Origin of the sequence: Nocardioides sp., assembly GCF_047606145.1 — a bacterium.
Taxonomy (GTDB): Bacteria; Actinomycetota; Actinomycetes; order Propionibacteriales; family Nocardioidaceae; genus Nocardioides.
This window is the reverse complement of the sequence record NZ_JASGET010000165.1, coordinates 1-19701: the sequence shown is the minus strand read 5'-3', so window position 1 is coordinate 19701 and position 19701 is coordinate 1. Positions and strand designations below refer to the sequence as shown.

Below are 19701 nucleotides of genomic sequence, written 5' to 3'. Positions count from 1 at the left end.
GTCCCGCCGGCGGCACCGGCGAGCTCGGTCTCGAGGCGCTCGCCGGGGGCCCGCTCGGCCGGCGGCAGCGCCAGCTCGCGGCGCAGGCCGGAGGCGGCGTCCAGCAGGGTGTCCAGCAGGAAACGGGCCCGGAGACTCGCGTCCTCGCGCTCGGCCCGGGCGGCGCGGCGCTGGCTGCCCAGCTCGGCCTCGACCCTCTCCAGCTGCATCCGTAGCTGGCGCAGGCTGCGATCCCGCTCCGCGGCCACGTCCTCGGCGCGCCGCTGGGCCGCCTTGGCCTCGCCGAGTGCGTCGTCCCGGGTCGCGCCGGCCTCGCGCAGCCCGGCCCTGGCCTCGCCGAGCCGACGGCGCAGGGTGGCGTTCTCCGCCTTGAGCTCCTCGATCCGCTGGCGCCTGTCCGCGCGTACGTCGCGCAGTTCGTCCTCCGCCGCGGCCAGCCTGGCGCGCAGTCGCTCCAGCTCCACGTCGGCCGCGTTGGCCTCGGACATCGCGAGCCGGGCGACGGCGTCGGCGAGCACCACGTCCCAGCCCTCGGCACGCCTCAGCCAGGCCTCGGCGGCCATCGGCGCGGGGGCGCCGTCCCCGGCGCTCGCGGTCGCTGCCGGCCCGACGGCGTCCGCCGGGTGGCGATCGTGGAGCACCCGCGCCACCTGGTCGCGCAGCTCGTCTCCGCCGGGTCCGGTCAGTGCCGCCGCGATCGCGCTCGCCCCGACCTTCGCGCGGCGCACCGGCGCGAACGAGGCCACCCGGCGCAGGCTCGCCGGCAGCGCGACCACCTCCGGCAGCACCTCGGCCACGAGCGCCACGATCCGCTCCCGGACCGGCTCCGGGAGCGCGCCGAACGCGACCTCCGCCATAGGGACAGGATAGGAGGTCGGGCGATCGGCCTCCCCGGGTTTCGCCGGGACACCCGCCCGCGGCGCTCCGGGGCGACCCGCCCGCGGTGCTCCCGGAAAGTGTCGGTGCGCGGTCATAGCGTCGCCACCATGAGCAGCAGATGGGCCACGCTCGGCCGCCAGGAGCTGAGACGCTCGGCGTTCTCCCGGCGGGTCGCGCGCTGGGAGGCGCAGCGCAGCTTCGACGAGCTGGGTCGACCGCTGCGCGACGTCACGTTCTGCGTGGTGGACCTGGAGACCACCGGTGGATCGGCCGAGGGCGGCGCGATGATCACCGAGATCGGCGCGGTCAAGGTGCGTGCCGGCGAGATCCTGGGCGAGTTCCAGACACTGGTCAATCCGTGTGGCCAGATCCCCGCCTTCATCGCCGTGCTGACCGGGATCAGCGACCGGATGGTCGCCGACGCGCCGCGCATCGAGCAGGCCCTGCCGGCCTTTCTCGAGTTCGCCCAGGGGTGCGTGCTGGTGGCCCACAACGCCCCGTTCGACGTCGGCTTCCTGAAGTTCTTCGCCGCTCAGCAGGAGCGACCGTGGCCGCCGTTCGAGGTCCTCGACACCGCCAAGCTGGCCCGCCGCGTGATCACCCGGGACGACGCGCCCAACTGCAAGCTGAGCTCGCTGGCCAAGACCTTCGGCGCCACCACGACGCCGAACCACCGCGCGCTCGCCGACGCCCGCGCCACCGTCGACGTGCTGCACGGGCTGATGGAGCGGCTCGGCGGTCTCGGCGTGCTCACCCTGGAGGAGCTGCAGACCTTCTCCTCCCGGGTCAGCTCCGCGCAACGCAGGAAGCGGCATCTGGCCGAGACCCTGCCGCACGCGCCGGGGGTGTATCTGTTCACCGACGAGGCCGATCGGGTGCTCTACGTCGGCACCTCGAAGGACCTGCGGACCCGGGTGCGCACCTACTTCACCGCCTCGGAGACCCGCTCCCGGATGGGCGAGATGGTCGGGCTGGCGAGCAAGGTCACCGGCCTCGAGTGCGCGACCGCGCTGGAGGCCGGTGTCCGCGAGCTGCGGCTGATCGCCGAGCACAAGCCGCGCTACAACCGCCGCTCGCGGTTCCCGGAGAAGGTGCACTTCGTCAAGCTGACCAGGGAGCCGTGGCCACGACTGTCCCTGGTGCGCCGGTTGCGCGCGGACGATGCCGACTATCTCGGCCCGTTCGGCTCCAAGAAGGTCGCCGAGCAGGCACTGCAGGCGCTGCAGGACACCTTCGAGCTGCGACAGTGCTCCGATCGGCTGCCACGCACGCCGAGCCGGACCCCGTGCGTGCTCGCCGAGCTCGGCAAGTGCCTGAGTCCGTGCGACGGCAGCGTCGACGCCGCGACGTACGACGCGGTCGTCGGCGCGGTGCGCGAGTCGCTGCTGCGCCGCCCCGATGCGGTCCTCGAGTGGGTGAATGCGCGGATGGCCGCGCTGGCCGGCGAGGAGCGCTTCGAGGAGGCCAGCGCTCACCGTGACCGGCTGACCTCCTTCCTCCGGGGTGCCTCCCGCACCCAACGGCTGCGCGCGCTGACCCGATGTCCCGAGCTGGTGGCGGCCCGGCGCGAGGACGACGGCCGATGGGCGGTGCATGTGGTCCGCCATGGCCGGTTGGCCGCGGCCGGCGTCATCCCGCCGGGAGCCGACGCGCATCGCTACGTCACCGAGCTGTGCGCCAGCGCCGAGACCGTGCCGGCGGCACCCGGCCCGACCCCGGCGGCCAGCGCGGAGGAGAGCGAGCTGATCCTGCGCTGGCTGGAGTCCAACGGGGTCCGGCTGGTCACCGTGGAGGGCGAATGGAGCTGCCCGATCGGCGGCGCCGGCCGGCATCTGGCCCGCCACGACCTCCTCGCCGAGTCCCGCCGCGCCCTGGTGCCCTTCGACGAGCAGCGCACCCTGGCCACCGTGTCTCGGCCGGTCCGCTGACCCGTGCCGCTGACCCGCGCCGACCCAGCCGCACGGCCGACCGAGCCTGTACGGTGGCCGGGTGATCACCGCCATCGTCTTCATCAAGGCCGAAGTGGCAAGCATTCCCGAGGTCGCCGAGCAGATCGCCGCCCTGGACGGTGTCAGCGAGGTCTACTCGGTCACCGGCCAGATCGATCTCATCGCCCTGATCCGGGTGCGGAGTCATGACGAGGTCGCCGCGGTCGTCGCCGACCGCCTCAACAAGGTGCCCGGCGTGCTCTCCACCGAGACCCATATCGCCTTCCGCACCTTCTCCCGGCACGATCTGGAGACGGCCTTCTCCCTCGGTCTGGATTGACTCGTCGCGGGCGTGACGAGCGAGCTGACGAGTCAGGGGGCCGAGGACGGCGAGCCGGCGGGTAATCTCGCCGGCGGCCTATCTCGTCGCGCCCGTCGCGCTCATCGCGCGCTGGCAGCCACCCACGCCTCGAGCGATCGGCGTGCCGCACCGGAGTCGATGGCGTCGGCCGCGCGTTTGATCCCTTCGGCCAGCCGTGCGTCGAGGTCCTTCTCCCCGACCTCACCGGTGCCCGGGGCGTCATAGACGGCGAGGGCCGCGCCGGCGTTGAGCACCACCGCGTCGCGGACCGGGCCGGGCTCGCCGTCCAGCAGACGGCGGATCACCGCGGCGTTGTGCGCGGTGTCCCCGCCGCGCAGATCCTCCACCGCGGCTCGCGGCAGGCCGTGGGCGAGGGGATCGATGGTGTGCCTGCTCACCTCGCCACCGGAGACCGCCCAGACCTGCGAGGTGGTGGTGGTGGTGAGCTCGTCGAGCCCGTCCTCACCACGGAAGACCCACGCGTCCACCCCCCGCGCGGCGTACACCCCGGCCATCACCGGCGCCATCCGCGCGTCCGCGCAGCCGATCGCGTTGGCCTGTGGACGGGCCGGATTGATCAGCGGACCGAGCACGTTGAAGACGGTGCCGATGCCCAGGTCACGGCGGGCCTGCGCGGTGTGCCGCATCGCGGGGTTGAAGACCGCCGCGAACAGGAACGTGATGCCGGCCTCCTCGGCGAGTCCGACGACCCGGTCGACCGGCAGGTCGAGCCTGATCCCGAGCTCTTCGAGTACGTCGGCCGAGCCGGCCTTGGAGGAGGCCGACCGGTTCCCGTGCTTGACCACCTTGGCGCCCGCCCCGGCGGCGACGATGGCCGACATCGAGGAGATGTTCACCGAGAAGGAGCGATCCCCGCCGGTGCCGACGACATCGAGCAGCCGGCCGGGCACCTCGATCGGCACCGCGCGGGACAACATGGTGTCGGCCAGCGCGGTGAGCTCGGCGCTGGTCTCACCCTTGACCCGCAGCCCGACCACGAACCCGGCCACCTGCGCGGGGCTCGCATTGCCGTCGGCGATCTCGCCGGTGGCCCACGCGGTCTGCGCGGCGCTCAGATCGGTCCCGGCGACCAGCGTCGAGAGGACCTCCGGCCAGCTCAGCTCGACCGTCATGCGGAGACGAGGGATGCGCGCAGCAGGCCGATGACCACCTCGGCCAGCGCCATCGGGTCGATCGGATGCGGGATGGACGCCTCGGCCCGCGACCAGGTCGCCAGCCACGCATCCTGCGGCCGTCCGGTGAGGACCACGATCGGCGGGCAGTCGCGCAGCTCGTCCTTGAGCTGCTTGGCGATGCCCAGCCCACCGGCCGGCACGGCCTCGCCGTCCAGGATCGCCAGGTCGACCACGCCGGCGTCCATGTTCGAGATCACCACCGGCTCGGTGGCGACCTCGAGATAGGTCAGCTCGGGCAGGTCCGGGTGCGGTCGGCGACCGAGTGCCAGGATCACCTGCTGACGGACGTCGACGTCGTCGCTGTAGACGAGGACCTTGAGCGGGGAGTGGAGGGCGGTCACGCGGTGATGCTAGCGCCGTCGGCGCGTCGAGGGCAGCACACGCCCGCGGTATCCGCGGGATGAAGCGCGCTTCTGGCCACCTCGGACCCGCAGACGACCCTCGAACGACGCGCTCCGCGCCCTACCCGAGGACGAGTTCGACGATAACCAGGGGGTCGGGGTGCCGTCGCGGACGACCCACGACATAATGGCGCTCGTGGCGACTGTTTCGACGATTCCGGCTTCCCGCCTGCACGGGCACCACGACCGCCCGAGCATGGTCAGCGTGGGCACGATCATCTGGCTCTCCAGCGAGCTGATGTTCTTCGCCGCACTGTTCGCGGCCTACTACACGATTCGTTCGGTGAGCCCCGAGGTCTGGGCGGCCGACCCCTCCCACCTCAACGTGCCGTTCGCCTCGGTGAACACCACCATCCTGGTGCTGTCCTCGGTCACCTGCCAGCTCGGCGTGTTCGCCGCCGAGCGGGGCCAGGTCGGCCGCAAGGGTTCGGTGTTCAACGTCTCCCGGTGGGGTCTGCGCGAGTGGTTCATCCTGACCTACGTCATGGGTGCGATCTTCATCGCCGGCCAGGCCACCGAGTATGCCTCGCTCATCCAAGAGGGCATCAAGATGAACAGCGGCATCCTCGGGCCCAACGATCCCTACGGCACCGTCTTCTACCTCACCACCGGCTTCCACGGCATCCACGTGACGGGAGGCTTGATCGCGTTCCTCTTCGTGCTGGGTCGCACCTTCGTCGCCAGGCGATTCACCCATGAGCAGGCGGTCAGCGCCATCGTCGTGTCCTACTACTGGCACTTCGTCGACGTGGTGTGGATCGGCCTGTTCGCCACGATCTACCTCATCAAGTGATCCGACCGTCGAAGAACAAGGACTGAATGTGCGTTTCCTGAACCGCTCCGTCGGTCGACTATCGCGGCACCGTCGCCGCCGCTTCGCCGGCGTCGTCGTGCTGATGCTGGCCCTGCTGGCCACCGGCGGCGCCTACGCGATCTTCTCCCCGTCCTCCTCCGCCGAGGACGGCACCGCCACCGCCGCGCAGGTGGAGAAGGGCCGTCAGCTCTTCCTGGTCAGCTGCTCGAGCTGCCACGGCTCCAACGCCGAGGGCCTCAAGGACCAGAAGGGCCAGGTGATCGGTCCCTCGCTGATCGGCGTCGGCTCCGCCGCCGTCGACTTCCAGGTCGGCACCGGCCGGATGCCGATGGCCCAGCCCGGCGCGCAGGTGGAGAAGAAGCGCGCCACCTTCGACCAGGACGAGATCGACGCCCTGGCGGCGTACGTCGCCAGCCTGGCCCCGGGCCCGTCCACCCCGGACAAGGACCAGTACGACCCGAGCACGTACAGCAGCGACGAGGAGAAGGAGGAGGCCGTCGCCCTCGGCGGCCAGATCTTCCTGACCAACTGCACCGCCTGCCACAACTTCACCGGCGCCGGTGGCGCGATGCCGCGCGGCGGCAAGGCTCTCAGGCTGCTCGACACCGACCCGAAGTACATCTACGAGGCGATGCTGACCGGGCCGCAGTCGATGGACACCTTCTCCGACGGCAACATCAGCCCGACGGAGAAGAAGGCGGTCATCGCCTACATCGAGTCCATGCGTGACCAGCCCGGCTACGGCGGCTTCAGCCTCGGCGGTCTCGGCCCCGTTGCTGAGGGCCTGGTCGCCTGGGTCGTCGGTCTCGGCGTACTGGTCGGCTTCGCGGTGTGGATCGCGGCCCACACCACCCGCACCAACAAGAGGAAGGGAACGGCGCAGTGAGCGGCGACGCGCAGGACCCGAAGCACGAGATCGAGGCGTACGCCGACGAGCTCCTGCCGAACCCCGGGGTCGGCGACCACTACTGGCGACCCACCGATGTCGACCCGAAGGCCGAGCGTCGCGCGGAGCGGCAGGTCGCCGCGTTCTTCGGGCTGTCGGCGGTCTGCACGGTCCTGTTCGTGCTCTCCTACCTGCTGGTCAAGAACGGGTACGACGGGGATGTCTGGCTCGGCTGGGGCGCCTCCAACCTGAGCCTGGGTCTGACCCTGGGGCTCGCCCTGCTGTTCATCGGCATCGGCGTCATCCAGTGGGCCCGCAAGCTGATGGCCGACGTCGAGCTCTCCGAGGAGCGCCACCCCGCGGCCTCGTCGCCGGAGGACCGTTCGGCCACCGTCGCCGCGCTCAAGCAGGGGCTGAACGAGTCGGGGATGGCCCGTCGGCCGCTGCTGCGCAACTCGCTGATCGGCTCGGTGGCGCTGCTCGGCGTCCCGGCCATCGTGATGCTCAAGGACCTCGGCCCGACCAACCGGGACGTGACCGACTCCCAGCCCTACCCCGGTGCCGGCCTGGAGCACACCGTGTGGAGCCAGGGCATGCGGGTCGTGCGTGACGTGGTCGGCACGCCGATCCGGCCACGCGACCTGGAGATCGGCGACCTGGTGAACGCCGAGCCGGAGCTCATCTTCGGCACCGTCAAGGGCAAGGACGCACCCGAGGACGACCAGCTCGAGGGCGCATCGTTGCAGGTGGCGAAGTCCAAGGCGGCCACCATCCTGTTGCGGATGGACCCCGCCGACATCGTCAGTGACGAGACCAGGAACTGGTCGGTGCAGGGCATCGTCGCCTACTCCAAGATCTGCACGCACGTCGGCTGCCCGATCTCGCTGAACGAGCGCACCACCCACCATCTGCTCTGTCCGTGCCACCAGTCGACCTTCGACCTCGCCGACTCCGGCAAGGTCCTCTTCGGCCCGGCCGGGCGCCACCTCCCCCAGCTGCCGCTCGGTGTGGACCAGGATGGATACCTGGTCGCGCTCTCGGACTACCCGGAGCCGGTCGGCCCCAGCTACTGGGAGCGCAACACCTACTCGGTGGGCACGGTCTTCGATGACTGGGAGAAGCAGTACGGCGACAGTGCCCAGCAGTACGGCTACACGAAGGAGGCCGGACAATGAGCGCTGACCGCGACATCAGCAAGGTCGCCAGCAGCAACGGCACGGTCCCGGCTGCGGCCGCGCCCACGACCGGCGTCGGCAAGGCCGCCACCTGGGCCGACGACCGTCTGGGCCTGGCCGCGATGGGCAAGAAGAACCTCCGCAAGATCTTCCCGGACCACTGGTCGTTCATGCTCGGCGAGATCGCGCTGTGGAGCTTCGTGGTCCTGCTCATCTCGGGCGTGTTCCTGACCCTGTGGTTCAAGCCGTCGATGGCCGAGGCGCCGTACCAGGGCTCCTACGCGCCGCTGCGCGGCATCGAGGTCTCCGAGGCGTTCAGCTCGGCGTTGCACATCTCCTTCGAGGTGCGTGGCGGGCTGTTGCTGCGGCAGATGCATCACTGGGCGGCGATGCTGTTCATCGCCGCGATGATGATCCACCTGCTGCGCGTCTTCTTCACCGGGGCGCACCGCAAGCCGCGCGAGCTCAACTGGGTGATCGGCTCGCTGTTGCTCCTGCTGGGCACGCTCGAGGGCTTCACCGGCTACTCGCTCCCCGACGACCTGCTCTCCGGCACCGGAGTGCGGGCGGCGGACGGCTTCATCAAGTCGATCCCGATCGTCGGGACCTACATCTCCTTCCTGCTCTTCGGCGGCGAGTTCCCGGGCGACTCGATCATCCCGAGGCTGTACACGATCCATGTCCTGTTGATCCCCGGTCTGCTGTTGGCGCTGATCGCCGCCCACATGCTGCTGCTCGTCTACCACAAGCACACCCAGTGGCCAGGTCCCGGCCGTACCGAGACCAACGTGGTGGGCTACCCGATGCTGCCGGTCTACGCCGCCAAGGCGGGCGGGTTCTTCTTCATCACCTTCGGCGTGACCGCCCTGATGGGTGGCCTGCTCTCGCTGAACTCGGTGTGGAAGTTCGGGCCCTACGATCCGACCAAGGTGACCGCAGGCTCCCAGCCCGACTGGTACATGGGATGGCCGGACGGGGCGCTGCGGATCATGCCCGGCTGGGAGTCCCACTTCTGGGGCTCGACCTGGTCGTGGAACATCTTCCTGCCGGTGATCGTGCTGCCCGGGCTGCTCTTCACGGTGCTGCTCGTGCTGCCGTTCATCGAGAGCTGGGTGACCGGCGACAAGCGCGAGCATCACCTGCTGCAGCGTCCCCGCAACGCTCCGACGCGTACGGCGACCATGGTGGCCCTGATGACGCTCTATGCGATGTTCTGGATGGCCGGCGGCAACGACCTGATCGCGATCAAGCTGCACGCCTCGATCAACCAGATCACCTACGCGCTGCGAGCGCTCGTCTTCGTCGCCCCGGTGATCGCCTTCATCATCACGCGCCGCTGGTGCATCAGCCTGCAGCGTCACGACAACGAGACGATGCTGCACGGCTATGAGTCCGGACTGATCGTGCGCACGCCGGAGGGTGCCTTCCACGAGAAGCACCTGCCGCTGAGCGAGAAGCAGATCTACACCATGACCGTGCGCGACCGCGGCCGGGTCGGCGACGACGACGCGATCGACGAGAACGGCAAGCAGACGCTGCGCAACAAGATCCGTGCGCTGTACTACGACGACGATGTGCAGAAGCCGACCGTCGAGGAGCTCGAGGAGGCGCACGAGCACGCCGAGCACGAGGCGCATGCGCTGACGGCCCTGGAGGGGATCCCGCCCCGCGGCGAGCTGGAGGGCTCGCCCGACGAGCCGGTCCAGCCGGGACACTGACGCGCACCATCCTGAACAGCCGAATGGGGCTTCTCCGCGATGTGGAGAAGCCCCATTCGGCTGTCGGCGTCATCGCGAGCGAGCCAGCGTGGGAATGCGTCCCTTCCTCCACTAGTTGAATTATCTATCACTAGCGATCGGGAGGACACATGACTGACCGGCCCACCTTCGGCCTGGACACCTTCGGCGATGTGACCCTCGACGACCGGGACGTTCCCCTCCCCCAGCACGAGGTGCTGCGCAACGTGGTGGCGCAGGGCGTGCTCGCCGATCGGCTCGGCGTCGACGCGTTCAACGTCGGGGAGCATCACCGCCCGGACTTCGCGATCAGCGCACCGGACATCGTGCTGGCCGCCCTGGCCGGACAGACCCAGCAGATCGGCCTCGGGACGGCGGTGACGGTGCTGAGCTCGGACGATCCGGTGCGGGTCTATGAGCGCTTCGCCACCCTCGACGCCCTCTCCGGCGGCCGCGCCGAGATCACCCTCGGCCGCGGCTCGTTCACCGAGAGCTTCCCGCTGTTCGGCTACGACCTGGCGGACTACGAGATCCTGTTCAGCGAGAAGCTGGATCTCTTCGCCGCGCTGCGCAGCGAGGGGCGCGTCCGTTGGACGGGCACCACCAGGCCTCCGCTCGATGCCGAGATCCATCCCAAGACGGCCTCCGGGTCGATCGACACCTGGGTCGGCGTCGGCGGATCACCGGAGTCGGTGGTGCGCGCGGCGCGATACCGCTTCGGCCTGATGCTGGCGATCATCGGCGGCTCCCCGACCCGCTTCGAGCCGTACGCCGACCTGTACCGGCGCGCGCTCGGCGAACTGCATCCCGGCCAGCCGGAGCCGCCCGTCGGCTTCCACTCCCCCGGGTTCGTGTGGGACACCGACGAGGAGGCGCGCGAGCTGCTCTACCCGCACTTCAAAGCCAACCGGGACCGGATCGGCGCCGAGCGCGGCTGGCCGCCCGCGACCCGGGCGGACGTCGACCGCGAGGCGGACGCGGGAGCACTCTTCGTCGGCTCACCGCGGACGGTGGCTCGCAAGATCGCGGACTCGATGAAGACCCTCGGCGCCCAGCGCTTCGACCTCAAGTACGCCAACGGCCCGATGCCGCACGCGCAGCTGGTGCACGGCATCGAGCTCTACGCCACCGAGGTGATCCCGCTGGTGCGCGACATGCTCTCCTGAGCCTCTCCTGAACGCGGGCGCGAAGGCGACCTCAACAGCGCAGGCGACTGAGCGAGGAAGCCACGGCGCGAAGCGCCGTCGCGGTCGTCGAGCGCCCGCAACGCCGCGAGCGCATGCTCGGTGGTCAGGTTCCTGGCGTCCTGGTACGTGTGATCGCAAGGCGCGGGCGCGAAGGCGACCTCAAGAGCGCAGGCGACCGAGCGAGGCCGCGTGCCGAGCTCGCTCCTGTACGCGCGCCGAGCGAGGAAGCCACGGCGCGAAGCGCCGTCGCGGTCATCGAGCGCCCGCAACGCCGCGAGCGCGCGTGCCAGGACGTCAGGAGAGGGCGGAGCCCTTCTTGTATTCCTTGAAGGACTCGTTCCAGTCCCCGTACCCGTTGTCCAGCGTCATGTATTTGTCGGTGCCGGTGGTGATCACGACGTCGCCACGACGGGACAGCTGGTAGAGCCAGTAGGCGTTCGCCGTACTCATCCCGGTACAGCCGTGGGAGACGTTGGCGACACCCTGCGAGGCGACCGACCACGGGGCAGCGTGGAGGAACTCGCCGGAGTAGGTCAGCCGCATGGCCCACTGGACGTTGTCGATGTCGTAGCCGTTGGCGCTGTTCGGGTCGATGCCGATCGTCTCGGAGTTCATCTCCTTCGAGGCGAACTTCTCGATGATGACCTTGACCCCGCTTCGGGTGGTGAAGCCGGCCATCCCGGTGGTGACCGGGATCGTGCGCAGGAGCTTGCCGTTGGAGAAGACCCTCATCTGGTCGGTCTTGGTGTTGATCTTGTAGATGTGGGCGTCACCGATCTTGAAGGAGACATCGCGGTCCTCCTGGCCATAGATCCCGTTGCCGGCGTTGACACTGTTGATGTCGACGTGCACCTTGACCTTGGTGCCGGCCTTCCAATAGGTCTTCGGTCGCCAGTGCACCTCGGTCGAGCTCACCCAGTGCCAGGTCCCCTGCTGGGCGGGCGTGGAGGTCACGCTCATGTGCTTCTCGATGTTGGCCCGGTTGGTCACCGGCACGTCGAAGGTCACGATCACCGGCATCCCGACGCCGACGGTCTCACCGTCCAGCGGCGCCACCGACGGATAGGTCTGCTCGTCGAGGGTGAGCGCGGTGGTGTGGAAGTGCGAGACGCTGCGGGTGACCTCGCCGTCGTCGTTCTTGGCCACCGTGGTGATGGTGTACGACGCCCCGGGCTCCAGGAGATCACCGGCGGTCCAGGTCGAGCTGTCACCGGAGAGCTTGCCGGAGACCTTCCCGGCCTTCGGCGCCGAGACCGTCACCTTGCTCAGGGTGCCGTTCTTCGCCGTCACCTTGACCACCTTGTCCACCGCGACGTTCTTCGCACCGCGGGCGACGTTGGCGGTGACACCGACCGGGGTGGCGGCCTCGCTCTCGTCGGCGCTGTCGGTCCCGCCGTCGGCGGCCATGCTGACATCGGAGTCGTTGCCGGAACCGCCGGCGTCATCGGAGTCGTTGCCCGAGGCGCCGAGCGAGCAGCCGCTCAGCACGAGCACCAGGCCCACGAGGGCGACGAGCACGCCGATCAGGCCCCGCGGTGCGGTGCGGGTCGCCATCGGGCGCGGACGGGGAAGCAGGGACATGAGCACTCCAGAGCATCAAGGACGGCGCCGACCTCACATAGCGGCCGCGCCCAGGTTAACCGCTGACACTAGGAAGACGCCGCACCCCGCGCCCTGGTTGCGGGCGTAGGGGCGCGACGTCCGGCGAGACCGTGAGGTATCTCTCAGCGCACGGTCGCGCTCCAGGCCACATCCGTTGGTCGAGATGCCTCACCCAACGAGATCGGGCTCAGTGCTTGAAGTTCCCTCGGTAGTACTCGAAGTTCCAGCCGGCCAGGGCGATGAACCCGACCACCCCGGACACGATGAGCAGCCACCAGGCGGCCATCGCGATCCCCAACACGGAGAAGGCCATGGTGATCGCCGACCACAGCGGCCACCAGGAGAACGGCGGGAAGAAGCCGAGCTCACCGGCACCCTCGGCGATCTCGCCGTCTTCGCGGTCCTCGGGACGGGGGTCCATCCGCTTGGCGTGGAAGCCGATGTACACCGTGCACATGAGCGCCAGCAGGGTGCACATCACCAGTGCCGACGTACCCGTCCAGTCACCGCCGTGCTCACTCGCCGCGGTGACGAACCAGTAGGCGGGCGTGACCAGCACCAGGAAGATCGCGACGGCGCCAAAGATCCAGGCCTCGGACTTCATCGGCCCTCCCTACTCGAACCGACGGGCTCCGGGCCGAGCTCGAGAGCCGCGATCTCCGGGTGGTGCAGGTCGAACGCCGGGGACTCCGAGCGGATCCGCGGGATCGAGGTGAAGTTGTGCCGCGGAGCCGGGCAGGAGGTGGCCCACTCCAGCGACCGACCCCAACCCCACGGGTCGTCGGCGGTCACCTTCGGCGACTTGGAGGTGATGTAGACGTTGTAGAAGAACGGCAGCATCGACAGGCTCAGCAAGAACGCGCCGACCGTCGAGACCTGGTTCAAGGTGGTGAAGCCGTCGGAGGGCAGATAGTCGGCGATACGCCGCTGCATCCCCTCCACGCCCAGCCAGTGCTGCACCAGGAAGGTGGTGTGGAACCCGACGAACAGCAACCAGAAGTGCACCTTGCCGAGCCGCTCGTTGAGCATCCTGCCGGTCATCTTCGGCCACCAGAAGTAGAACCCGGCGAACATCGCGAACACCACGGTGCCGAAGACCACGTAGTGGAAGTGGGCGACCACGAAGTAGGAGTCGGAGACGTGGAAGTCCAGCGGCGGGCTGGCCAGGATGATCCCGGTCAGGCCACCGAACAAGAAGGTGGTCAAGAACCCGATCGACCACAGCATCGGGGTGTCGAAGCTGATCGACCCGCCCCACATGGTGCCGATCCAGTTGAAGAACTTCACCCCCGTCGGCACGGCGATCAGGAACGTCATGCCGGAGAAGAACGGCAGGTCGACCGCGCCGGTGACGAACATGTGGTGCGCCCACACCGCGACCGACAGGATCGCGATGCCCAGGGTGGCGCCCACCAGCCCGATATAGCCGAACACGGGTTTTCGACTGAAGACGGGCAGGATCTCGGTGATGATCCCGAAGAACGGCAGCGCGATGATGTAGACCTCGGGATGACCGAAGAACCAGAACAGGTGCTGCCACAGGATCGGGCCGCCATGGGCGGCATCGAAGACGTGGGTGCCGAACTGCCGGTCCGACTCGAGCATCAGCAGCGCCCCGGCGAGCACCGGGAACGCGATCAGCACCAGCATCGAGGTGATCAGCGTGTTCCACACGAAGATCGGCATCCGGAACATGGTCATGCCCGGAGCACGCATGCAGATGATGGTGGTGATGAAGTTGACCGCACCGAGGATCGTGCCCAGACCGGCCATGTACAGGCCCATGATCCACAGGTCGCCACCGACCCCCGGCGAGTACTGGGCACTGGACAGCGGGGTGTAGGCGAACCAGCCGAAGTCGGCCGCGCCGTTCGGGGTCAAGAACCCGGAGGCGGCGATCAGGCCGCCGAACAGGAACAGCCAGTAGCTGAACATGTTCAGCCGCGGGAAGGCCACGTCCGGGGCACCGATCTGCAGCGGCATGATCACGTTGCCGAACCCGAAGAAGAGCGGTGTCGCGAACAGCAGCAGCATGATCGTGCCGTGCATGGTGAACAGCTGGTTGAAGAGCTCGTCGTTGACGATCTGCTGACCCGGGAAGGCCAGCTCGGACCGCATCAACAGCGCCATCATCCCGCCGACGATGAACCAGGCGAACGAGGTCGCCAGGTACATCTTCCCGATCAGCTTGTGATCGGTGGTGGTGAGCAGCTGGTAGACCATCTTCCCCAGCGGCTTGCGTCCGCCGGTCTCGGCCTGACGCGCGGCGGTGGCGGTCACTCGTTGCCTCCCTCACTGGAGTCGGTGTCGAGGCTCGGGGACAGCGTCGACTTGCCGCCACCGAGGATCGGGCCACCGTCTGACTCGTTGCCCTTCTGCTGCAGGGCGTTGACGTAGGACGCGTAGTCACTCGGGCTGACGACCGCGACCCTGAAGATCATGCGCGCGTGGTAGAGCCCGCACAGCTCGTAGCAGGCGCCGCGGAACGTCTCCCCGGAGATCAGGTTGGGGGCACTCTCGTCGTACTTGGCGGTAGCGCTCTTGGTGGTGATCGCGTAGTGGTTGACCCGGCCCGGCACCACGTCCATCTTCATGTCGAAGTCCGGTATCCCGAAGTCGTGGATGACGTCGGCGGAGTGCAGGTTGAACCGGGTGGTCGAGTTGGCCGGCAGCACCAGCACCGGAATGTGCGAGGAGGTGCCGACGTCGTAGGCGTAGTCGCTGTAGGGGAAGGAGTCGTCGGTCAGGTCATCGTCCTGGGAGTTGTCCAACTGGCCGATGCCGTAGTTGAAGGTCCACGACCACTGCTGGCCGACGACCTCGATGACGTTGTCCGGCGTGGGCTCGTCGAGCATCGCGTTCTGCGCGCTGACGGTCTTGGAGAAGAACACGATCACCATCAGCACCGGCGCGATCGTGTAGAAGATCTCCAGCGGCAGGTTGTACCGCGTCTGGACGGGGATCTCGTCGTCGCTGCGACGCCGGTAACGCCATGCGGCCCAGAAGATCAGCCCCCACACGATGACACCGGTGATCAGGGCCGCGATCCACGCGCCCTGCCACAGGTGCAGGTTGTGCTCGCCCTGCTCCGACCGCGGATCGGGCATGCCCAGTCGGGTGAGCTCACCGGAGCATCCACCCAGCAGCACCACCGCCACCGCCAGCGTGGCCGCGAACGCGCCCTGGCGAACTCGGCGCCCACGCTTGGCGCGCCCACCGGCCGGACGCGACGCTCCGGCCCCTGGCAAGTGCAGACCCACTGCGAGCCTCTCTCTCATGCGAACACGAATGACCGCAGACTATCGGAATCCCCAGGCGTTGCAGAGGGTGGGTGGGGCGTGCCGTGCCGAGGCTACGGTTACCGCGTGACGACCACCGGCTCCGCTCCCCCACCGGGTGTCTCCGGCTACCTGGACGCGGCCTCCGCGGAGCCGCTGCATCCGGCCGCCCGGGAGGTGCTGCTGGCGGCGTACGACTCGGGATACGCCGACCCCCGCCGACTGCATCTGCCGGGTCGCAACGCCCGGTTGCTGCTCGACAACGCGCGGGAGGCGGTGGCCGAGGCTCTCGGCGTACGACGCGACGAGGTCAGCTTCGTCGGCTCCGGCACCCACGCGGTGCACCTCGGCCTGCTCGGCCTGGCCCGCGCCCGGGAGCGGGCCGGCCAGGGCGTGGTGTACTCGGCCGTGGAGCACCAGTCGGTGCACCACGCGGCGCGCTGGCTCGATCCGGCCGGCGACGCGACGCCGGCCGGCGGGCCGGTCGGGGTCGACACGCTCGGCCGGGTGGACGTCGACGCGTTCCGGGCCGCGGCACACGCCGGCGGGGTGGCGGTGGCGGCCCTGCAGAGTGCGAACCACGAGGTCGGCACCGTGCAACCGGTCGACGAGCTCGACCTGTCCGGGGTGCCGCTGTTCGTCGACGCCTGCGCGTCGATGGGGCGCACCGCCCTGCCCGGCCGGTGGACGGCGGTGGCCGGGTCCGCGCACAAGTGGGGCGGACCGGCCGGTGTCGGCGTGCTCCTGGTGCGCGCCGGGGCGCGCTGGGTCAACCCCTTCCCCGCCGACGACCGGTCCGACGACCGGTCGACCGGCTTCGAGAACGTCCCGGCCGCGCTGGCCGCGGCCGCGGCGCTCCAGGCGGTCGTGGCCGAGCGGGCCGAGGTCGGCGCGCGCCAACGCGAGCTGATCGATCTGGTTCGTGCGCGGGTCGCCGCGATCCCCGACGTCGACGTGGTCGGCGACCCCGAGGACCGGCTCCCCCATCTGGTCACCTTCTCGGTGCTCTACCTGGCCGGGGACGCCCTGGTCACCGAGCTGGACCGGCTCGGGTTCGGCCTGGCCAGCGGATCGGCCTGCACCGCCTCCACCCTCGAACCGAGTCACGTGCTGGCGGCCATGGGCGCCCTGACCCACGGGAACCTGCGACTCTCGCTGACCCGGGACACCACCCGCGACGAGATCGCGCGACTGCTCGAGGCGCTGCCCGAGGTGATCGACCGGCTGCGGGCGGAGACCGGCACATGAGCCCTGCGGCGGGCGGGACCCCCGGTCCCGACCCGGTGCCCTACCCCGAGGTGGTGCTGGACTGCCGTGGCAAGCCGTGTCCGCTGCCGATCATCGAGCTCGGGCGTCACCTCGGCGACGTGGCGGTCGGTGGGCTGCTCGGCGTCGCGGCGACGGATCCGGCCGCCCGCTACGACGTGCCGGCCTGGGCACGGATGCGCGCCCAGACCTACCTGGGGGCCCTGGACGCGCCGGACGGCGTGCCCGTCTACGTCGTACGTCGAGAGGGTTGACGAGTCGAGCGGCGCGGACCGGGCGCGCTCAGCCCGGATCAGTTGGACAGGTGCGGGGCCACCTCGTCGGCGGCCCGGTCGCCGTACGACTCCCGTAGCCGGCCGAGGAAACCGGCGGCGGCGAAGGTGTACTCCTGAGTGCCGACCGTCTCCACGACGTACGCCGCCAGCACGCACCCGACCTGCGCCGCCCGCTCCAGCGGCAGCTCCCAGGCAAGCGCCGCCAGGAAGCCGGCGCGGAACGCGTCCCCGACCCCGGTGGGCTCGACCGCGGTGACGTTCTTCGCGGCCTGGACCACCAGGTCGTCCTCCCCCTGCCGGCGGATGCGCACGCCCTCGGCGCCGAGGGTGGTGACCTGTGTGCCGACGCGGGCGACGATCTCGTCGCCGCTCCAGCCGGTCTTCTTCTCGATGATGTGGGACTCGTACTCGTTGGTGAACAGCATCTCCGCGCCATCGATCAGCGACGTGATCTCGTCACCGCCGATGAAGGCGAGCTGCTGACTCGGGTCGGCGAGGAACCGGTAGCCGCGCTGGCGGCACTCCTGGGTGTGGCGGAGCATCGCCGGCGGGTCGATCGCGCCGATCATGACGTAGGTCGGCGCGCCGACCGAGGCGACGATGGGGGCGAGCTCGATCATCCGGTCCTCGCTCATCGCGCCGGAGTAGAACGAGGCGATCTGCGCTCCGGAGGTGTCGGTGGTGCACACGAACCGTGCGGTGTGCTTGGTCTCGGAGATGCGGACGTGATCGCAGTCGACACCGTGCCGCTCGAGCCAGGAGCGGTACTCCTCGAAGTCCGCGCCTGCCGAGCCGACCAGGACCGGGCGCAGGCCGAGCCGGCCGAGCGCGAAGGCGATGTTGGCGCCGCAGCCGCCGCGGCGGATCTCGAGGTTCTCGACCAGGAAACTCAAGGAGAGCTTGTCGAGCTGGTCGACCACCAGCGAGTCGGAGAACCGGCCGCCGAAGCTCATCAGATGGTCGGTGGCGATGGAACCGGCGACGAGAAGGGATCCGGGCATGGGCGGCACCCTACCGGCCGTCCGGTGGTGCCTCGGCACCGGCAAGTTACCGATCGGTCGACCTTCTTCTACCGGCAAGTAGCGCCTAGCGTCGCAAGGGAGCCGACCCGTCCACCTCGCAGCAGGTCAGGAGCGAGCAATGAACCGCATGCCGTACGACGACCCGTCGGCACCCGCCGAGCTCGTCGCCGACTGCCGGGCGGCCGACGGTGCGCTGTCGGTGCAGGAGCAGGCCACGATCGATCGGGCACTGACACGGGAGGCGCCGAGCATCCGGTTCGAGGACTTCCCCAGCGGCCTGCCCAAGCGCGACGTCGACATGCTCGCCGCGGCCCGCCACCTGGCGAGATCGCTCAACCTCTAGGCCGTCGGCGTCGCGGACGCCCGGGGTCGGGCGTCGTACGAGGAGAACTTCCTGCGCAAAACCGGCACTTCCTGCGGGTTGTAACGCGCAGAAAGTGCCGGTTTCACCGGTTCACCGGTGAAACTGCCCGCCGCCGCCCACCGCCGGGGCGCCGCAGATCAGTGGAAGGAGTCGCCGCAGGCGCAGGACCCCGTCGCGTTCGGGTTGTCGATGGTGAAGCCCTGCTTCTCGATCGTGTCGACGAAGTCGATCATCGCGCCGTTCAGGTAGGGCACGCTCATCCGGTCCACGACCACGCTGACGCCGTCGAAGTCGGTGACCACGTCGCCGTCGAGGCTGCGCTCGTCGAAGAAGAGCTGGTAGCGCAGACCCGAGCAACCGCCGGGCTGCACCGAGATCCGCAGGCTGAGATCGTCGCGGCCCTCCTGCTCCAGAAGGCTCTTCACCTTGGCCGCCGCCACCGAGGAAAGGTTGATGCTGTCGCTGCGGCGCTCTTCGGTGGTGGTCTGCTCGGTCATGGAGGCTCCCTCGAGGTGGGTGCGGAGGTCTGTCGTGAAATCCAATCGTCGCACATCGGCGGTTATTCCCGAAGGGCACTCGTCACCACAGGTCAGGTCTGCCAGGTGCGCGCCGTACGGGCGGCGAGCTCGGCCAGCGCGGCGGCGGAGTCGGTCAGCGCACGGTCCTCCCCGACCGCCTCGACCAGCGAGTAGGCGGCGTCGATGCCGAGGGCCCTCATCTCACGGACGCCGACCGCGACCCGGCCCGCCAGCACCAGGCACGGACACAGCGCGGCGCCGGCCACCGCCGCCACCCCGGCCGGAACCTTGCCGGCCCGGCTCTGCGGGTCGAAGGATCCCTCCCCGGTGATCACCAGATCGGCGTCGGCGGCCCGGGTGTCGAGCCCGACCGCCTCGGCGACCACCTCGACACCGGGACGGCGCGTGGCACCGAGCAGCAGCAGCGCGAACCCCAGTCCGCCGGCCGCACCGGCGCCGGGCAGCGTCGCGGTGGTCCGCGAGGTGGCGGCCGCGAACCGCTCCAGCACGGCGTCCCACCCGGGCAGCTCATCCTCGGCGAACCCCTTCTGGGCGCCGTAGACCTTCAGTGCGCCGAACAGCCCGGTCAGCGGGTTGTCGACGTCGCTGGCCGCCACCAGCTCGACCCCATCGAGCCGCGCCGGCTCCACCCGGCCGAGCCCGTCCAGTCCCGCGACGCCCTGATCCAGCGGACGGTCCGCCCGGGCACCGAGAGCGGCGAGCAGGCCCGCTCCGCCGTCGCTGGTGCCGCTGCCGCCGAGGCCGACCACGATGCGGGTGGCGCCCGCCGCGCGGGCGGCCAGCACCAGCTCG

Annotated in this window: 19 protein-coding genes and 1 pseudogene; 10 read left to right on the top strand and 10 right to left on the bottom strand. The window is 69.7% G+C overall.

Going from position 1 to position 19701, the window contains the following annotated elements:
* Positions 1-857: pseudogene (locus tag QM638_RS22200) on the bottom strand (hypothetical protein); the annotation flags it as partial.
* Between the two features lie 129 nt (positions 858-986).
* Here QM638_RS22200 and QM638_RS22195 point away from each other — a divergent pair.
* Positions 987-2807, top strand: a complete 1821-nt coding sequence (locus tag QM638_RS22195) for a DEDD exonuclease domain-containing protein (RefSeq protein WP_415145710.1) — start codon at positions 987-989, stop codon at positions 2805-2807.
* A 61-nt stretch (positions 2808-2868) separates the two neighbouring features.
* Positions 2869-3147 carry an Lrp/AsnC family transcriptional regulator gene (locus QM638_RS22190; RefSeq protein ID WP_415145708.1) on the top strand — a complete coding sequence of 93 codons (279 nt, stop codon included), beginning with the start codon at positions 2869-2871 and terminating at the stop codon, positions 3145-3147.
* A 101-nt stretch (positions 3148-3248) separates the two neighbouring features.
* Here QM638_RS22190 and trpD read toward each other — a convergent pair whose 3' ends face one another.
* Positions 3249-4301 carry an anthranilate phosphoribosyltransferase gene (gene trpD / locus QM638_RS22185; protein WP_415145706.1) on the bottom strand — a complete coding sequence of 351 codons (1053 nt, stop codon included), beginning with the start codon at positions 4299-4301 and terminating at the stop codon, positions 3249-3251.
* A complete protein-coding gene (locus tag QM638_RS22180; protein WP_415145704.1) occupies positions 4298-4705 on the bottom strand; it encodes a hypothetical protein in 408 nt (135 codons plus the stop codon). The genes trpD and QM638_RS22180 overlap by 4 nt, the downstream gene beginning before the upstream one ends.
* 187 nt (positions 4706-4892) lie before the next feature.
* Between QM638_RS22180 and QM638_RS22175 the strand changes: the two genes are divergently transcribed.
* The 5 genes from QM638_RS22175 (at position 4893) to QM638_RS22155 (ending at position 10542) form a co-directional block, all read left to right on the top strand.
* Positions 4893-5558 carry a cytochrome c oxidase subunit 3 gene (locus QM638_RS22175; protein WP_415145702.1) on the top strand — a complete coding sequence of 222 codons (666 nt, stop codon included), beginning with the start codon at positions 4893-4895 and terminating at the stop codon, positions 5556-5558.
* A gap of 28 nt (positions 5559-5586) precedes the next feature.
* Entirely contained in the window at positions 5587-6465 is an 879-nt protein-coding gene (locus QM638_RS22170; protein WP_415145700.1) for a c-type cytochrome, read from the top strand.
* Positions 6462-7640 (top strand): Rieske 2Fe-2S domain-containing protein, encoded by a 1179-nt coding sequence (locus QM638_RS22165; protein ID WP_415145698.1) that lies wholly within the window; start codon positions 6462-6464, stop codon positions 7638-7640. The genes QM638_RS22170 and QM638_RS22165 overlap by 4 nt, the downstream gene beginning before the upstream one ends.
* Positions 7637-9358: a cytochrome b gene (locus QM638_RS22160; protein ID WP_415145696.1), complete on the top strand. Its 1722-nt coding sequence runs from the start codon at positions 7637-7639 to the stop codon at positions 9356-9358. The genes QM638_RS22165 and QM638_RS22160 overlap by 4 nt, the downstream gene beginning before the upstream one ends.
* A 149-nt stretch (positions 9359-9507) precedes the next feature.
* Positions 9508-10542 (top strand): LLM class flavin-dependent oxidoreductase, encoded by a 1035-nt coding sequence (locus QM638_RS22155; RefSeq protein WP_415145694.1) that lies wholly within the window; start codon positions 9508-9510, stop codon positions 10540-10542.
* A 315-nt stretch (positions 10543-10857) separates the two neighbouring features.
* On the opposite strand, the gene QM638_RS22150 is transcribed toward QM638_RS22155, so the two are convergent.
* The 4 genes from QM638_RS22150 to QM638_RS22135 form a co-directional block, all read right to left on the bottom strand.
* Positions 10858-12144 carry a L,D-transpeptidase gene (locus tag QM638_RS22150; RefSeq protein ID WP_415145692.1) on the bottom strand — a complete coding sequence of 429 codons (1287 nt, stop codon included), beginning with the start codon at positions 12142-12144 and terminating at the stop codon, positions 10858-10860.
* A 208-nt stretch (positions 12145-12352) separates the two neighbouring features.
* Positions 12353-12769 carry a cytochrome c oxidase subunit 4 gene (locus QM638_RS22145; protein ID WP_415145690.1) on the bottom strand — a complete coding sequence of 139 codons (417 nt, stop codon included), beginning with the start codon at positions 12767-12769 and terminating at the stop codon, positions 12353-12355.
* Positions 12766-14388: a cytochrome c oxidase subunit I gene (gene ctaD / locus QM638_RS22140; protein WP_415145712.1), complete on the bottom strand. Its 1623-nt coding sequence runs from the start codon at positions 14386-14388 to the stop codon at positions 12766-12768. The genes QM638_RS22145 and ctaD overlap by 4 nt, the downstream gene beginning before the upstream one ends.
* Positions 14389-14441: 53 nt before the next feature.
* Entirely contained in the window at positions 14442-15425 is a 984-nt protein-coding gene (locus QM638_RS22135; RefSeq protein WP_415145688.1) for a cytochrome c oxidase subunit II, read from the bottom strand.
* A 105-nt stretch (positions 15426-15530) separates the two neighbouring features.
* On the opposite strand from QM638_RS22135, the gene QM638_RS22130 reads away from it, so the two are divergent.
* Both QM638_RS22130 and QM638_RS22125 read left to right on the top strand, forming a co-directional pair.
* Complete coding sequence (locus QM638_RS22130) at positions 15531-16691, top strand: cysteine desulfurase family protein (RefSeq protein WP_415145686.1); 1161 nt, start codon at positions 15531-15533, stop codon at positions 16689-16691.
* A complete protein-coding gene (locus QM638_RS22125) occupies positions 16688-16963 on the top strand; it encodes a sulfurtransferase TusA family protein (RefSeq protein WP_415145684.1) in 276 nt (91 codons plus the stop codon). The genes QM638_RS22130 and QM638_RS22125 overlap by 4 nt, the downstream gene beginning before the upstream one ends.
* Positions 16964-17001: 38 nt before the next feature.
* Here the strand turns inward: QM638_RS22125 and QM638_RS22120 are convergent, their stop codons facing one another.
* Positions 17002-17985: a carbohydrate kinase family protein gene (locus QM638_RS22120; RefSeq protein WP_415145683.1), complete on the bottom strand. Its 984-nt coding sequence runs from the start codon at positions 17983-17985 to the stop codon at positions 17002-17004.
* 139 nt (positions 17986-18124) lie between these two features.
* Here QM638_RS22120 and QM638_RS22115 point away from each other — a divergent pair, with 139 nt between their 5' ends.
* Positions 18125-18349: a hypothetical protein gene (locus QM638_RS22115; protein ID WP_415145681.1), complete on the top strand. Its 225-nt coding sequence runs from the start codon at positions 18125-18127 to the stop codon at positions 18347-18349.
* A gap of 158 nt (positions 18350-18507) precedes the next feature.
* Here QM638_RS22115 and erpA read toward each other — a convergent pair whose 3' ends face one another.
* Together erpA and QM638_RS22105 are read right to left on the bottom strand one after the other, a co-directional pair.
* Positions 18508-18867, bottom strand: coding sequence for an iron-sulfur cluster insertion protein ErpA (erpA, locus tag QM638_RS22110; RefSeq protein WP_415145679.1), 360 nt, complete (start codon positions 18865-18867; stop codon positions 18508-18510).
* Positions 18868-18959: 92 nt separating this feature from the next.
* A partial coding sequence (locus QM638_RS22105; RefSeq protein ID WP_415145677.1) for a glycerate kinase occupies positions 18960-19701 on the bottom strand: 742 nt, incomplete at its 5' end.

Bases quoted from the DNA above. Each gene is read 5' to 3' on its own strand.
- QM638_RS22195 (WP_415145710.1), top strand. From the start codon at position 987: ATGAGCAGCAGATGGGCCACGCTCGGCCGCCAGGAGCTGAGACGCTCG.
- trpD (WP_415145706.1), bottom strand. From the start codon at position 4,301: ATGACGGTCGAGCTGAGCTGGCCGGAGGTCCTCTCGACGCTGGTCGCC.
- QM638_RS22175 (WP_415145702.1), top strand. From the start codon at position 4,893: ATGGCGCTCGTGGCGACTGTTTCGACGATTCCGGCTTCCCGCCTGCAC.
- QM638_RS22160 (WP_415145696.1), top strand. From the start codon at position 7,637: ATGAGCGCTGACCGCGACATCAGCAAGGTCGCCAGCAGCAACGGCACG.
- QM638_RS22155 (WP_415145694.1), top strand. From the start codon at position 9,508: ATGACTGACCGGCCCACCTTCGGCCTGGACACCTTCGGCGATGTGACC.
- QM638_RS22150 (WP_415145692.1), bottom strand. From the start codon at position 12,144: ATGTCCCTGCTTCCCCGTCCGCGCCCGATGGCGACCCGCACCGCACCG.
- QM638_RS22145 (WP_415145690.1), bottom strand. From the start codon at position 12,769: ATGAAGTCCGAGGCCTGGATCTTTGGCGCCGTCGCGATCTTCCTGGTG.
- ctaD (WP_415145712.1), bottom strand. From the start codon at position 14,388: ATGGTCTACCAGCTGCTCACCACCACCGATCACAAGCTGATCGGGAAG.
- QM638_RS22125 (WP_415145684.1), top strand. From the start codon at position 16,688: ATGAGCCCTGCGGCGGGCGGGACCCCCGGTCCCGACCCGGTGCCCTAC.
- QM638_RS22120 (WP_415145683.1), bottom strand. From the start codon at position 17,985: ATGCCCGGATCCCTTCTCGTCGCCGGTTCCATCGCCACCGACCATCTG.
- QM638_RS22115 (WP_415145681.1), top strand. From the start codon at position 18,125: ATGAACCGCATGCCGTACGACGACCCGTCGGCACCCGCCGAGCTCGTC.
- erpA (WP_415145679.1), bottom strand. From the start codon at position 18,867: ATGACCGAGCAGACCACCACCGAAGAGCGCCGCAGCGACAGCATCAAC.